This window comes from Xanthomonas sp. (assembly GCF_017163755.1).
GTDB lineage: Bacteria > Pseudomonadota > Gammaproteobacteria > Xanthomonadales > Xanthomonadaceae > Xanthomonas_A.
In genome coordinates, this window is sequence record NZ_JAFIWC010000001.1 from 190956 (window position 1) to 204563 (window position 13608).

General features: G+C 71.8%; 12 protein-coding genes, 1 tRNA gene and 1 pseudogene. 11 read left to right on the top strand and 3 right to left on the bottom strand.

Annotated features, from left to right (window positions below; all coding sequences use genetic code 11):
- Window positions 1-56: 56 nt before the first annotated feature.
- Together tsaE and JR065_RS00830 are read right to left on the bottom strand one after the other, a co-directional pair.
- Window positions 57-536 (bottom strand): tRNA (adenosine(37)-N6)-threonylcarbamoyltransferase complex ATPase subunit type 1 TsaE, encoded by a 480-nt coding sequence (tsaE, locus tag JR065_RS00825; protein WP_206231415.1) that lies wholly within the window; start codon window positions 534-536, stop codon window positions 57-59.
- Window positions 533-2017, bottom strand: a complete 1485-nt coding sequence (locus JR065_RS00830; protein WP_206231416.1) for an NAD(P)H-hydrate dehydratase — start codon at window positions 2015-2017, stop codon at window positions 533-535. Before JR065_RS00830 ends, tsaE begins: the two co-directional genes overlap by 4 nt.
- A gap of 24 nt (window positions 2018-2041) precedes the next feature.
- Here JR065_RS00830 and queG point away from each other — a divergent pair, with 24 nt between their 5' ends.
- Both queG and xseA read left to right on the top strand, forming a co-directional pair.
- Complete coding sequence (gene queG, locus JR065_RS00835) at window positions 2042-3148, top strand: tRNA epoxyqueuosine(34) reductase QueG (RefSeq protein ID WP_206231417.1); 1107 nt, start codon at window positions 2042-2044, stop codon at window positions 3146-3148.
- A 60-nt stretch (window positions 3149-3208) separates the two neighbouring features.
- The gene (gene xseA / locus JR065_RS00840) at window positions 3209-4555 is read left to right on the top strand and encodes an exodeoxyribonuclease VII large subunit (RefSeq protein WP_206231418.1); all 1347 of its coding nucleotides are present in this window, start codon (window positions 3209-3211) and stop codon (window positions 4553-4555) included.
- Between the two features lie 454 nt (window positions 4556-5009).
- Here the strand turns inward: xseA and JR065_RS00845 are convergent.
- Window positions 5010-5085: transfer RNA gene (locus tag JR065_RS00845), tRNA-Phe, on the bottom strand.
- Window positions 5086-5326: 241 nt separating this feature from the next.
- Between JR065_RS00845 and JR065_RS00850 the strand changes: the two genes are divergently transcribed.
- The 9 genes and pseudogenes from JR065_RS00850 (at window position 5327) to JR065_RS00890 (ending at window position 13599) form a co-directional block, all read left to right on the top strand.
- On the top strand, window positions 5327-5539 hold the full coding sequence (locus JR065_RS00850) for a hypothetical protein (RefSeq protein WP_206231419.1): 213 nt from the start codon (window positions 5327-5329) through the stop codon (window positions 5537-5539).
- Between the two features lie 91 nt (window positions 5540-5630).
- Window positions 5631-6167 (top strand): lipocalin family protein, encoded by a 537-nt coding sequence (locus tag JR065_RS00855; protein WP_206231420.1) that lies wholly within the window; start codon window positions 5631-5633, stop codon window positions 6165-6167.
- A 294-nt stretch (window positions 6168-6461) separates the two neighbouring features.
- On the top strand, window positions 6462-6938 hold the full coding sequence (locus JR065_RS00860; protein WP_206231421.1) for an LEA type 2 family protein: 477 nt from the start codon (window positions 6462-6464) through the stop codon (window positions 6936-6938).
- Between the two features lie 356 nt (window positions 6939-7294).
- A pseudogene (locus JR065_RS21660) lies at window positions 7295-7417 on the top strand (exodeoxyribonuclease VII large subunit); the annotation flags it as partial.
- A 366-nt stretch (window positions 7418-7783) separates the two neighbouring features.
- Window positions 7784-8281, top strand: a complete 498-nt coding sequence (locus tag JR065_RS00870; RefSeq protein ID WP_206231422.1) for a MarR family winged helix-turn-helix transcriptional regulator — start codon at window positions 7784-7786, stop codon at window positions 8279-8281.
- Window positions 8278-10446: an FUSC family protein gene (locus tag JR065_RS00875; protein ID WP_206231423.1), complete on the top strand. Its 2169-nt coding sequence runs from the start codon at window positions 8278-8280 to the stop codon at window positions 10444-10446. Before JR065_RS00870 ends, JR065_RS00875 begins: the two co-directional genes overlap by 4 nt.
- A complete protein-coding gene (locus tag JR065_RS00880) occupies window positions 10430-10636 on the top strand; it encodes a DUF1656 domain-containing protein (RefSeq protein ID WP_206231424.1) in 207 nt (68 codons plus the stop codon). Before JR065_RS00875 ends, JR065_RS00880 begins: the two co-directional genes overlap by 17 nt.
- 8 nt (window positions 10637-10644) lie before the next feature.
- Window positions 10645-11640: a biotin/lipoyl-binding protein gene (locus JR065_RS00885; RefSeq protein ID WP_206231425.1), complete on the top strand. Its 996-nt coding sequence runs from the start codon at window positions 10645-10647 to the stop codon at window positions 11638-11640.
- A gap of 174 nt (window positions 11641-11814) precedes the next feature.
- On the top strand, window positions 11815-13599 hold the full coding sequence (locus JR065_RS00890) for an acyl-CoA dehydrogenase C-terminal domain-containing protein (protein WP_206231426.1): 1785 nt from the start codon (window positions 11815-11817) through the stop codon (window positions 13597-13599).
- Window positions 13600-13608 lie beyond the last annotated feature (9 nt).

Consider the following 13608-nt stretch of genomic DNA (forward strand, 5'->3'; position numbering starts at 1 on the left):
AATAAAGGCAAGAGGTTTTCCCTTAATAATCCATAACCTGCCTGCACTTCCTAGTGTCAGCCAGCAGAAAGGCCCTGCAAGTCGCCCGCGGCCGCCGCCCGCGCCAGCCAGGCCTCGCCGGTAGCCGTGCCCGCGCCGAGCTGCGCCAACCGCCCTTCCCCGTGCAGGGCCAGGGCCACGGTCAGATCCGGACGCGGCAACGCCGCGCCGCCGCGTTCGGGCCATTCCACCAGCCACAGCTTCGCGGCGGCATCGTCCAGGCCCAGGAAATCGAGTTCGCCGGCATCGGCGATGCGGTACAGGTCCAGGTGCCAGGCTTCGCCGTCGGGCAGCGGATAGCGTTCGACCAGGGTATAGGTCGGGCTGCGGATCGCGCCCTGCACTCCGAGCGCGCGAAGCAGCGCGCGCGCGAGCGTGGACTTGCCGGCGCCCAGGTCGCCGTGCAGATGGACCGCCGCCGAGGGCGGGCGGGTGGCGGCGAGGGCCTGGCCGAGCCGTGCGGTGGCATCGGCATCGGGCAGTTGCAGGCGCATCATGCCTCCGGTTCCGGGTTGGCCAGCCGGCGCAGCGCCGGCAACATGTCGCTGGGCAGCAGGCCGCGCTGGCCGTCGCGCGCGGCCACGTCGCCGGCCGCCGCATGCAGCAGCGCGCCGACGCTGGCCGCGTCGAACGCCGACAGGCCTTGCGCGCGCAGCGCCGCGATCACCCCGGTCAACAGATCGCCCATGCCGCCGACCGCCATGCCCGGATTGCCGGCGGCGATCAGCCGCGGTGTCTGCGCCACCGCGGCGACCACGCTGCCGGCGCCCTTCAACACCACCGTGGCGCGGTAGCGCGCGGCCAGCGCGGCGGCGGCACCGAACCGGTCGTGCTGGACCTCCTGCGTGGACACGCCGAGCAGCCGCGCCGCCTCGCCCGGGTGCGGAGTCAGCACCGCGTCGTCCAGCGCGCGCGGCGCCTGCGCCAGCAGGTTCAGCGCATCGGCATCGAGCACCAGCGGCGTGCCCGCCGCCAGCGCCAGCCGCCACAGCCCTTGCGCCCATTCGTCCTGGCCCAGGCCCGGGCCCAGGGCGACTACACCGGCCTTGCGCAGCAGCGGCACCAGTTCGGCACCGTCCTCGATCGCATGCGCCATCGCTTCCGGACAGCGCGCCAGCAGCGGCGCCACATGCGCGCCACGGGTCGCCACGCTGACCAGCCCGGCGCCGCTGCGCAGCGCCGATTCGGCGCACAGCATCGCCGCGCCGCCGCCGCCGAGATTGCCGCCGATGCACAGCACGTGGCCGGAATCGCCCTTGTGGCTGTCGCGCCGGCGCGGCGCCAGGCGCGCGGCCAGCTCGCCGGCGGTCCAGGCGCGCGCCTGCGGCGTGCAGCCGTCGAACGCGGCGGCGGGCACGTCCAGGTCCGCCAGTTCGGTGCCGCCGACGTAGTCCAGCGCCGCCCCGGTATGCAGGCCGGTGTGGGCGACGATGAACTGCAGCGTGAGCGTGGCGCGCAGCGCGGCGCCGGGCACGGTGCCGCGCTCGGCATCCACGCCGCTGGGCACGTCCAGCGCCAGCACCGGCGCGTCCAGCGTGGCGGCCGCGCCGAGCAGCGCCGCGAGCTCCGCATCCGGGGCGCGATTGAGGCCGATGCCGAGCACGGCGTCGACCACCACGTCGGCGTGGTCTAGCGCCGCGTCGAACACCTCGATGCGGCCGCCGGCGCCGATGTAGTCGGTACAGGCGCGCTGCGCCAGCGGCGATTGCGGGCCGCGCCCGGGCAGGTGCAGCACCCGCACGCGGCGCCCGGCGCGGTGCGCCAGCCGCGCCAGCACGTAGCCGTCGCCGCCGTTGTTGCCGGTGCCGCACAGCACCAGGATGCGCTGCGCCTGCGGCCAGCGCTGCGCCAGCGCCTGCCAAGCGGCCTGGCCGGCGCGCTGCATCAGCGTATAGGCGTCGCCGCCGAGCAGCGCGGTGGCCTGCGCATCGATGCGCCGCGCCGCGGCGGTGCCATGGAGATCGAACGAAGCGTGCATGCCGGGGATTCTATACTTGCGTCCATGTCCGCCACCGCCCTTCCCGTCGATCCCGTCGCCGCCGCTGCGCGCATCCGCGCGCTGGCGCGCGAGTTCGGTTTCCAACGCTGCGGCATCGCCGGCATCGAACTGCAGCAGGACGAGGCGCACCTGCGCGACTGGCTGGCCCAGGGCCTGTACGGCACGATGGAGTGGATGGCGCAGCATGGCGACAAGCGTTCGCGCCCGGCCGAACTGATCCCCGGCACGCTGCGGGTGATCTCGGTGGGGCTGGACTACGGCCGCAACGACGACGATTCGGCCTGGGACACGCTGCGCGACGGCGAACGCGCCTATGTCGCGCGCTACGCGCTGGGCCGCGACTACCACAAGCTGATGCGCAACCGCCTGCAGAAGCTGGCCGAGCGCATCCAGGCCGAGATCGGCCAATTCGGCCATCGCGTGTTCGTCGATTCGGCGCCGGTGCTGGAACGCGCGCTGGCGCGCGACGCCGGGCTGGGCTGGATCGGCAAGCACACCTGCCTGATCGACCGCGGCGGCGGCTCGTGGTTCTTCCTCGGCGAGATCTACGTCGACCTGCCGCTGCCGGTGGATCCGCCGGCCAGCGCGCACTGCGGCACCTGCACGCGCTGCATCGACGTCTGTCCGACCCAGGCGATCGTCGCGCCGTACCGGCTCGACGCGCGCCGTTGCATCGCCTACCTGACCATCGAACACGACGGCCCGATCCCGGAGGAACTGCGCCCGGCGATCGGCAACCGCATCTTCGGCTGCGACGATTGCCAGCTGGTATGTCCGTGGAACAAGTTCGCCAAGCGCACCGACGAGCCCGACTTCCGCGCGCGCAACGACCTGGACCGGGCGACGCTGGCGCAGCTGTTCGCGTGGGACGAGGACGAATTCCTGCGCCGCACCGAAGGCAGCGCGATCCGCCGCAGCGGCCACGAGCGCTGGTTGCGCAACCTCGCCGTGGCCCTGGGCAACGCGCCGAGCAGCGTGCAGGTCCTGCAGGCGCTGGCCGCGCGCGAACGGCATCCTTCGCCGCTGGTGCGCGAGCACGTGCAGTGGGCGCTGTCGCGGCATGCCGGCGCGGCCGCCACGCGCGCGATGCCGATCGATCCGCCGGCATAGCGAACCCGTCGCGGCGACGTGCGACGATACCGTTCCCCGACGCAGGCCTTTCCACCCCGCATGTCCGAACGCAGCGACCAGATCCTCAGCCCCAGCCAGCTCAACACCCTGGCGCGCGACCTGCTGGAGAGCGCCTTCCCGCTGGCCTGGGTGGAAGGCGAGCTCGGCAACGTCACCCGCCCCTCGTCCGGACATCTGTACTTCACCCTGAAGGACGCGCGCGCGCAGGTGCGCTGCGCGATGTTCAAGCCGAAGAGCCAGTGGCTGAAGTTCGTGCCGCGCGAGGGCCTGCGCGTGCTCGCGCGCGGCCGCCTGACCCTGTACGAGGCGCGCGGCGACTATCAGCTGGTGCTGGACCACCTGGAGGAAGCCGGCGAAGGCGCGTTGCGCCGCGCGTTCGAGGAACTGAAGGCGCGCCTGGCCGCCGAAGGGCTGTTCGCCAGCGAACGCAAGCGCGCCCTGCCCGCGTTCGTGCGCCGCCTGGCGGTGATCACCTCGCCCAGCGGCGCGGCGGTGCGCGACGTGCTCAGCGTGCTGGCGCGGCGCTTCCCGCTGCTGCAGGTGGACGTGCTGCCGAGCCTGGTGCAAGGCGCCAGCGCCGCGGCGCAGATCGTGTCGCTGTTGCAGCGTGCCGACGCCAGCGGGCGCTACGACGCGATCCTGCTGACCCGCGGCGGCGGTTCGCTCGAGGACCTGTGGGCGTTCAACGACGAGCACCTGGCGCGTGCGATCGCCGCGGCGTCCACGCCGGTGGTGTCGGCGGTCGGCCACGAGACCGACGTGAGCCTGGCCGACTTCGCCGCCGACCTGCGCGCGCCGACCCCATCGGTCGCGGCCGAACTGCTCGCTCCGGACCAGCGCGACCTCGCCGCGCGCCTGCGCGCGCAACAGGCGCGGCTGGCGCAATGGCAGCAGCACCGCCTGCGCCAGGCGATGCAGCGCACCGACCGCGCCCTGCTGCGGCTGCAGGCGCAAAGCCCGCAGGCGCGGCTGCAATTGCTGCATCGCCGCCAGCAGGACGCCACGCGGCGGCTGGACGCGCTGTGGGCGCAGCAGCAGGAACGCCGCAGCGCGCGGCTGCGGCATGCCGCCGCAGTGCTGCGCAGCGCGCAGCCGCAACGGCGCCTGGATGCGTTGCGCGAGCGCTTGCTGGCGCTGGGGCGGCGGCCGCAGGCGGCGATGGCGCGGCAGCTGCAGGCGGACGCGCAGCGCCTGCGCGCACTGGCCCGCGCGCTGGAGACGGTCAGTCCGCTGGCGACGGTCGCGCGCGGCTATTCCATCCTGACCCGCGCCGACGACGGCGCGCTGGTGCGCTCGATCGCGCAGGTCGCTGCGGGCGACACGCTGACCGCGCGGGTGGCCGATGGCCAGCTGACGCTGCGCGCCCAGGGCAGCGCGCGGCGCTGACGCGTGGCGCGCATCGGCGTGGCGATCGCCTGCGCAAGGTCGGCGCGTGCGGCACAGCGGTTCGGCGGGAACGCGATCGCCACCGATACTCGCACCGCCATGGTCGCGGGACGCCGGCTCCGGGTCTGGCACGCCGGGGCTTGCCGCGGTGGCGCTGCCATGGCGCCGCGCCGGACGGCGCGATGCCGGCGCGTCATCTCGTCCGGCTAGCCGCTTCGTTCTTTGCGCGATCGACAGACCCGCTGCGCAAAGCGCACGGCCTTGCGCCGACGCTGACAGCCGCTCGCAGTTCGTCCCCGGCATCACACCCGTCATTGCCGACGGCGAGGGCAGCGCCGTAAACAGAAAGAGCCCGCATCGCTGCAGGCCCTCGGTGGCCAGGCTCCGGTTTGCAGAATCGGATCGAGCCCTAAAACCAGGAAGGCCCCACATTTCTGCAGGGCCTTGAATTTAATGGTGGCCGGGGACGGAATCGAACCGCCGACACGGGGATTTTCAATCCCCTGCTCTACCAACTGAGCTACCCGGCCACTGCGCAACGCGGCAGAACCGGTGCGAGGACGCGCATCATAGCGATGCGATCGGGATTGGGCAAGCGTGCCGTATCGGAATTTCCCTACCTGCCGACGCGGCCTGCGCCGACTGCGCCGCCGCGCCGCGCAAGGCCATGATGGACGCGTCCCTGGCATCTGGCCTATGGACAGGCACGGATGCCGTAAGTGATGGGCATAGGCCAGATCGCCGGGGACGCTACCAGTGCCGGGAGGCCCTATGGAACGGTTGCTGATCCGCATCGAACGTACCGTCGTCGGCTGGGAAGTGCTCGATGCCGGCGGCATCCCGCATTCATGCAATCTGCAGCAGCGCGCGCTCGACGCAGCGGAGAGCCTGGCCCTGGGCCATCACTTCAAGACCGGCCGCCCGGTCGGGGTGGTGATGCAGATGGGCGCGGCGGATTCGGTGCTGCTGTCCCGGCACGGCTAGACCGGCTGCGGCGGCGCGTTCGCGCCGCTGCGCTTTACATCCTCCGGTGCGTCCTGCATAAGCTGATCCTTTCCGTCTTCGGGATCGCCTCATGCGCCATTCCTGGATCGCGCTGCTGTTGCTGGCGTGCCTGGCCTTGCCGGTGCATGCCGCGCAACCGGTCACTTCCGTCGCCGATCTCGATATCGGACGCTATGCCGGACAATGGCACGAAATCGCGCATCTGCCGGTATCGTTCCAGAAGAAGTGCGTGGGCGACATCACCGCGGCCTATACGTTGCGCGACGACGGCCAGATCGGCGTGCGCAACGCCTGCCGCACCGGCAACGGCCAGATCCAGGTCGCCCAGGGCGTGGCGCGCGCGGTGCCGGGGCATCCCGGACGCCTGCAGGTGCGCTTCGTGCCGGACTGGCTGGCGTGGGCGCCGCTGGTGTGGGCCGACTACTGGGTGATCGCGCTGGATCCGGACTACCAGTGGGCATTGATCGGAGAACCCGAGCGCAAGTACCTGTGGGTGTTGTCGCGCTCGCCGCGGATGGATCGCGTGCTGTTCGAGCAGATCAAGAACAAGGCGCGGGCGATGGGCTACGACCTGGATCCGCTGCTGGTCGCCGCGCCGCTGGATTGAGCGCCGGCCTGCGCCGCATTCGCGGCAACGCACCGGCCTGTTCCGGTCCAAGGTCTGGAGGCAGGCGGACCACCGACCGCCGACACCCGGCGCGCCCCGCCTGATCGAGCATGCGGCCGCTGCCAGGCGCACCCGCATCGGTCCCTCGGCGACGGCAGCTTCAACGCGAGGTCGTGAGGCCGAACCCGCCGAACCGGTCCACTGCGCCGGAAGCCCGGTTGCCCTTGGCGCTTTGGATCGGCGGCGAGCGGCGAAGTAGTATCCTTCGCCGACTCCCAAGCCACGGAACACGATATGCGCCAGCGGTTTCGCCTCGCCCTGCTGCTGTTGTCCATTGCGCTGCTGAGCGCCTGCGGCGACGGCATGGTGCGCCGCGTATCCGACCCGGCAGCCAGCGTGCAGCAGCTCACGGTCAACCTGGACGGCAGCTGGAAGGTGGAGCTGCGGCTGCAGAACTACAGCAGCATCCCGATGCGCTACGAGCGCCTGCGCCTGGACCTGGGCGTCGGCGGCGAAGCGGCCGGCACGCTGCAGGCCACTCCGGGCTTTTCGATCGGGCCGGAGACCGCCGACGTGATCAGCCTGTCGCTGCGCCCGAGCTCTGCCGCGCGCATCGCCGTGGCCGACGCGCTGGCCGGCCGCCGCAGCCTGGAGTACACGCTCAAGGGCGAGATCGAGGCCACGCCCGAGGAAAAGAAGCTGCGCAGTTTCGAGATCGATACGCGCAACCTGCTCAGCCCCGCCCCCGGCCTGGACGGCGTGCTGCGCTGAATCGCGCACGCACGCTTTTCGCTGCGCGAATCAACCGGCAGGAATCGCGCGCACCGGGCAACCGGCCAGGCCCGCGGCAGCAACGAGACATCGGACATCGGGAGCCGTGACCCTGCCTGTCGACCCGGCTGAGCCGGCCGCCAGACGGCGCGTTCCGCCTCTGCATGGCGCCGCTTGCTGGTCCATCGTGCGCTCGCAAAGATACCGACCGTCGCTGGCTCTCACGCCGCCGGGCCGAGCGCCAGGCGTTCGTTCGACCCGCAGCGCCGGCGCCTGGACGTTGTGTACCGGTGGCGCGCATCGCCAGAAAGGTTCCCGTCGCACCGAACGCAACTGAAGGCGTACCTGACCGCCGAGGCCTGTTCACCAGCGGACGCAAGCGCGCCCTGCCCGCGTTCGTGCGCCGCCTGGCGATGATCACCTCGCCCAGCGGCGCGGCGGTGCGCGACGTGCTCAGCGTGCTGGCGCGGCGCTTTCCGCCGCGGCCTGCGCCACGCCGCGCCATCCGCGCACGCCCACCATCGCGCGCTCGCCACTGCGAACCGCGCGCACGTTGACGGCCGGACACTGCCGCAGGGCCCGCCCTGGCTCGCAGCCAAAGCCTAGACGTCGCGTGGCGGCAGCGCGACGCCGTTGGAGCGTGTCGCGACCGTACTCGACCTCGACACTCCGCAGTCGCGGTTGTCGGCACCGGCACGCTCAAGCGCCGGCGGATTCGCCTCTGCAAGCCCAGCCCAGCTAGTGTCATCTGGACGGACCGCACCCAGCCCGGCGTTCATCCGCCGTTACCGCTCAAATACTACATAAATGTAATATATGCATATGTACAAACGAGCCTGCCATCCATGAGCCGCTTCGCCGCCACCGAGCAACGCCTCGATGTCACCCATCGCAAGCATCCGGGCTTCCCGCGCGATGCCGCCAAGGTCGTGCGGCTGGTCAAGCTGCTGCACAAGCTGATCCTGGACCAGGGCAACGACCTGCTGCGCGAGTACGGATTGAACTACTCCGAATACAACGTGCTGATGATGATCGACGCCAGCCCCGACGGGACGCTCAACCCGTCCCAACTCGGCGATGCGGCGAGCGAGAAGTCGGCGAACGTGACCCGCCTGACCAGCCATCTGGTCGACAAAGGCCTGATCCAGCGCACCCCCAGCGAGGACGACCGGCGCATGCTGCTGCTGCGCCTGACCGCGCAGGGCGAGGCGCTGATCGCGCGCTTCATGCCCGACGTGTTCGCGCAGCTGCGCGGCTATGTCCGCGCGCTCGATGCGGCCGACCTGGCCCAGTTGGAAGCCTTGCTGAAGAAGCTGCTGCAGGGCGTGGAAGCCGACGCGTGAACGCCGCCGCTCCCGCCGCTTCGCCGCAGCCGCTGCGCCCGCGCTGGCGCGCGGCGCTGGCCGACGCGTTGCGCGGCGAAGGCAGCGCCTGGCTGTTCGTGCTGCGCACGCTGCTGTCGATCTACATCGCCGGCTGGATCGCGCTGCGCCTGGACCTGTCCTCGCCGATGACCGCGATGATCACCGTGGTGGTGGTGATGCACCGGCAGACCGGCATGGTGTTCGCCAAGGGCTTCTACCGCGTGCTCGGCACCTTGGTCGGCAGCGTCGCGTCGCTGGCGATGGTGGCGCTGTTCCCGCAGGAACCGGTGCTGTTCGTGCTGGCGCTGGCGATCTGGATCGGCCTGTGCACCGGCGGCGCGCTGCTGTATCGCAACTTCAAGGCCTATGCCTTCGTGCTGTCCGGCTACACCGTGGCGCTGATCGCGCTGCCGGCGGTGAACCAGCCGCAGAACGTGTTCGCGCTGGTCACCGCGCGCGTCACCGAGGTGCTGCTGGGGCTGCTGGTGACCGGCGTGGTCAGCGACGTGGTGTTCCCCAGCCGCCTGCGCCAGACCCTGCGCGACACCGTGCGCCGCGCCTACGACGGCTTCCTGGACTTCGTCCGCGACGCCACCGGCGGCCAGTTGCCGCGCGCGGCGATGGAACAGGCGCACCTGCGCTTCGTCCGCGACGCGGTGGACATCGAGGACCTGCGCAGTTCGGTGGTGTTCGAGGACCCGGAGGCGCGCGCGCGCAGCGGTCGCCTGCGCCTGCTCAACCAGCGCTTCATGGCCGTGTCCACCAGCTTCCAGTCGCTGCACCACTACATCAACCGTCTGCTGCGGCAGGCCGAAGGCGATGTCGCCGACGCGCTGATCGGCCTGTACCGGCCGTTGAAGGCGGCGCTGAGCGAGCGCGGCGGACGCGAACGTACCGCCGAGACCGCGCGCCGGCTGGCCGAGTGCCGCGATGCGCTGGCGCCGCGCGCGGCCGCGCTGCGCGACACGCTGCCGGTCGCGCGCCACGAGGACTTCGATACCGGCGTATCGCTGCTGCGGCGCTTCTTCGGCGAGTTGCACGACTACGTCGCCACCGAGGCCACGCTGGTCGCGCCGCAGCAGTGGCGCACGCCGCAGGATGGCGGCGATACCGCGGTGTTCGTGCGCGGCAACGACTACGCGGCCGCGGCGGTGACCGCGCTGCGCAGCGCGCTGCTGGTGGCGGCGATGTGCTGGCTGTGGATCCACGCCGGCTGGATCAGCGGCGCCACCGCCGTGTTCCAGGCGGTGGCGCTGAGCGCGATCCTGTCCTCCAGCGCCAACGCGCCGGCGGCCGCGCGCTCGCTGTTCAAAGGCTTCGTGTTCGGCGCCGTGCTGGGAATGGCCTGCCAACTGCTGGTGCTGCCGCATATGGACGGCTACGGCCTGTTCGTGGCCGGGACCGCGCCGTTCCTGCTGCTGACCCTGTACCTGGCGTCGAAGCCGGCCTTGTTCGGCTTCGCCACCGGCACCAACCTGGCCTTCATCTCGATCCTGGCGCTGCAGCCGACGCCGAGCTTCGATGCCGCCGCCACCTTCAACAGCGTGGTGCCGCTGCTGCTGGGCACGCTGGCGGTGAGCGCGGCGTTCGTGTTCGTGCCGCCGGTGATCGGCACCCGCTGGCATCGCCGGCGCCTGCTGGAGCAATTGCGCCGCCAGACCACCCTGGCCGCGCGCGCCCCGCTGCCGGGCCTGCAGCTGCGGCTGGAAAGCGTCAACCGCGACCTGTTCCAGCAGATCGTCGCGCACACCCCGCCCGGCGGCGACGAACTGCGCGAACTGCTCGGCTGGGCGCTGTCGGTGCACGAGACCGGCCGCACCCTGATCGAGCTGCGCCGCGACGCCGCCGACGGCGAGCTGCCGGCAGCACTGGCGGCCGCGGTGGACGCTGCGGTGCAGGCGCTGGCCGAGCTGTACCTGGCGCCGTCGCCCGCGCGCCACCGCCTGGCGCTGGAGCGGATCGACGCGGCGCTGGCGGCCTGCCGCATCGGCGAGGTGGTGCCGCTGCGCTGGCGTCCCACCCGCGAGCACCTGCATCTGCTGCGCGGCGCGCTGCTCGATGCCGAGTCCGTGCTCGCCGCGCTCGCCGCCGAACCCGTCCCCTCTCCGACCGCGCCAGGAGCCGCCGATGTCGCTGCCCGCTGAAATCTCCATCGCCGGCGTGTACGTGCCCGGCCTGCTGGTACTGGCGGCGCTGCTGCTGCCGGTCGCCTGGGCGGTCGACGCGCTCGCCGGCCGCGCGGGGCTGTACCGCTACGCCTGGCACCCGCCGCTGTTCCGTCTGGCCGTGTACGTCGGCGTGTTCGCCGCGCTCGGCCTGCTCCTCCTGCCGTGAGTCCCGCCATGAAGACCCCTGCCCTGATCCGTTTCGCCCTGACCGCGCTGATCGTGCTGATCGCCGCCCTGCTCGCGCACGCGCTGTGGCGCCACTACATGCTCTCGCCGTGGACCCGCGACGGACGCGTGCGCGCCGAGGTGGTGCGCATCGCCCCGGACGTGTCCGGCCTGGTCGATGCGGTCGCGGTGGCCGACAACCAGCACGTCAAGCGCGGCGACGTGCTGTTCAGCGTCGACCGCCGGCGCTTCGAGCTGGCGCTGGCGCAGGCCCGCGCCGATCTGGCCGCCGCGCAGGCGCAGGCGCGCTCGGCCGGCGCCAGCATTTCCGCCGCGGCCGCCAGCCAGGCGGCGAGCGAGGCCGAATTCCAGATGCGCCGCGCGCAGGCCGAGCGCCGCGCCCGCGCCGCGTCGGTGGTTTCCGCCGAAGCGCGCACCGATGCCGAGGCCACCGCGCGCTCGGCACAGGCCGACGTGCACCGCACCGCCGCCTTGCGCGGCCAGGCCAGCGCCGCGCAGGCGCAGGCGCTGGCGGCCGTGGCGCAGGCGCAGGCCGCGGTCGACCTGGCCGAGCTGGACCTGCAGCGCACCCAGGTCCGCGCCACCGCCGACGGCTACATCACCAACCTGGACGTGCGCGTGGGCGACTACGCCCAGGCCGGCGGCGCACGGCTGGCGCTGGTGCGCGACGACGCGGTGTGGGTCTACGGCTACTTCGAGGAGACCAAGCTGCCACGGGTCCACGTCGGCGACCGCGCCGACATCCGCCTGATGAGCGGCGGGGTGATGCTGCACGGCCGGGTCGAGGGCATCGCCCGCGGCATCGCCGACAGCGACAACCCGACCGGCGCCTCGCTGCTCGCCGACGTCAGCCCCACCTTCAACTGGATCCGCCTGGCGCAGCGCGTACCGGTGCGGGTGCGCATCGATCCGGCCAGCGTGCCCAGGGGCACCATCCTGGCGGCGGGCATGACCGCGACGGTGACGGTGCATCGGGGGCCGTGAGCGGGGATTCGAGATTGGGGATTCGCAAGAACAGCGAATCTTGGCGACGATCCATCCACTGCGCAGACGGCTGTCGCGAATCCCGATCCCAAATCCCCATCCCCGCGCTACATCCATACGCCGTAGTATCCTGCCCGCCTCGGCCGCGCCGCGGCCTCTGTCACGAGCGACCGCATGAGCACCTACCAAGCCCCGCTGACCGACCTGCGATTCGCGCTGCACGACGTGCTGCAGGCCGAGGCGCTGTTCGCCCGCCTGGGTCATGCCGAGGCCAGCGCCGAGGTGATCGACGCGGTCCTGGAGGAGGCGGCGCGGTTCACCGGCACCGTGCTCGCGCCGCTGAACCGGGTCGGCGACGAACACGGCTGCAAGCTCGACCCGGCCACCGGCGCGGTGACCACCGCGCCCGGCTTCCGCGAGGCCTACCGGCAGTTCGCCGAGGGCGGCTGGACCGGGCTGACCGCGGCCACCGAGTTCGGCGGCCAGGGCCTGCCGCACACGCTGGGCGTGCCGCTCAACGAGATGGTCAATGCCGCCAACCTGGCCTGGGGCAATTTCCCGCTGCTGTCGCACGGCGCGGTCGAGGCGCTGAAGCAGCATGGCGAGGCGTGGCAGCAGGAGGTGTTCCTGAAGCCGCTGGTGGACGGCCGCTGGACCGGCACCATGTGCCTGACCGAGCCGCACTGCGGCACCGACCTGGGCCTGCTCAAGACCCGCGCCGAGGCCAACGCCGACGGCAGCTGGTCGGTCAGCGGCACCAAGATCTTCATCACCGCCGGCGAGCACGACTTCACCGACAACATCGTGCATCTGGTGCTGGCGCGGCTGCCGGACGCCCCGGCCGGCGCCAAGGGCATCTCGCTGCTGGTGGTGCCCAAGTTCAAGGTGGCGCGCGACGGCAGCGTGGGCGAGCGCAACGCGGTGCGCTGCGGTTCGCTGGAACACAAGATGGGCATCCACGGCTCGGCCACCTGCGTGCTGAACTTCGACGGTGCCCAGGGTTACCTGGTCGGCCAGCCGCACAAGGGCCTGCAGGCGATGTTCACCATGATGAACACAGCGCGGCTGGGCGTAGGCCTGCAAGGCATCGGCCTGTCCGAGCGCGCCTACCAGAACGCGTTGCGCTACGCGCGCGAACGCCTGCAGTCGCGCTCGCTCAGTGGCGCCAAGCTGCCGGACAAGCCGGCCGACCCGATCCTGGTCCACCCCGACGTGCGGCGCATGCTGCTGACGGTCAAGGCGCTGACCGAGGGCAGCCGCCTGCTGGCGCTGCACGCGGCGACGCTGATCGACATCGCCCACCGTGCGCAGGACCCGGCCGAGCGCGAGCAGGCCGACACGCTGGTGAGTTTCCTGACCCCGATCTCCAAGGCCTGCCAGACCGAATGGGCGGTGGAGAACACCTACCACGCGCTGCAGTGCTTCGGCGGCCATGGCTACATCCACGAACACGGCATGGAGCAGCTGGCGCGCGACGCGCGCATCACCACCCTGTACGAAGGCACCACCGGCATCCAGGCGCTGGACCTGATGGGACGCAAGACCGCCGCCAGCCAGGGCGCGGGCCTGAAGCTGTTCCTGGCGCAGATCGAGGCCTTCGCCGCCGAGCATGCGGACAATTCCGCCGTGGCCGAATTCGTCGCCCCGCTGCGCGAGAAGGCCGGCGAATGGGCGGCGCTGACCCGGCGCATCCTGCAGCGCGCGGCCGGCAATGCCGACGAGATCGGCGCGGCCAGCTACGACTACGTGTTCTATTCCGGCTACGTGGTGCTGGCCTACTGGTGGGCGCGCAGCGTCGCGGCGGCCAACGCGTCGGCGCACAGCGACGCGTTCAAGCAGTCCAAGCGCGAGACCGCGCGCTTCTACTTCGCCAGGCTGCTGCCGCGCACGCTCACCCACGCCGCGGCGATCGACGCCGGCGCCGAACCGCTGATGGCGATGGCCGACGAGCGCTTCTGAGCGCAGTGC

Coding starts and splice junctions, on each gene's coding strand:
- tsaE (WP_206231415.1), bottom strand. CDS start 536: ATGATGCGCCTGCAACTGCCCGATGCCGATGCCACCGCACGGCTCGGC.
- JR065_RS00830 (WP_206231416.1), bottom strand. CDS start 2,017: ATGCACGCTTCGTTCGATCTCCATGGCACCGCCGCGGCGCGGCGCATC.
- queG (WP_206231417.1), top strand. CDS start 2,042: ATGTCCGCCACCGCCCTTCCCGTCGATCCCGTCGCCGCCGCTGCGCGC.
- xseA (WP_206231418.1), top strand. CDS start 3,209: ATGTCCGAACGCAGCGACCAGATCCTCAGCCCCAGCCAGCTCAACACC.
- JR065_RS00850 (WP_206231419.1), top strand. CDS start 5,327: ATGGAACGGTTGCTGATCCGCATCGAACGTACCGTCGTCGGCTGGGAA.
- JR065_RS00855 (WP_206231420.1), top strand. CDS start 5,631: ATGCGCCATTCCTGGATCGCGCTGCTGTTGCTGGCGTGCCTGGCCTTG.
- JR065_RS00860 (WP_206231421.1), top strand. CDS start 6,462: ATGCGCCAGCGGTTTCGCCTCGCCCTGCTGCTGTTGTCCATTGCGCTG.
- JR065_RS00870 (WP_206231422.1), top strand. CDS start 7,784: ATGAGCCGCTTCGCCGCCACCGAGCAACGCCTCGATGTCACCCATCGC.
- JR065_RS00880 (WP_206231424.1), top strand. CDS start 10,430: ATGTCGCTGCCCGCTGAAATCTCCATCGCCGGCGTGTACGTGCCCGGC.
- JR065_RS00885 (WP_206231425.1), top strand. CDS start 10,645: ATGAAGACCCCTGCCCTGATCCGTTTCGCCCTGACCGCGCTGATCGTG.
- JR065_RS00890 (WP_206231426.1), top strand. CDS start 11,815: ATGAGCACCTACCAAGCCCCGCTGACCGACCTGCGATTCGCGCTGCAC.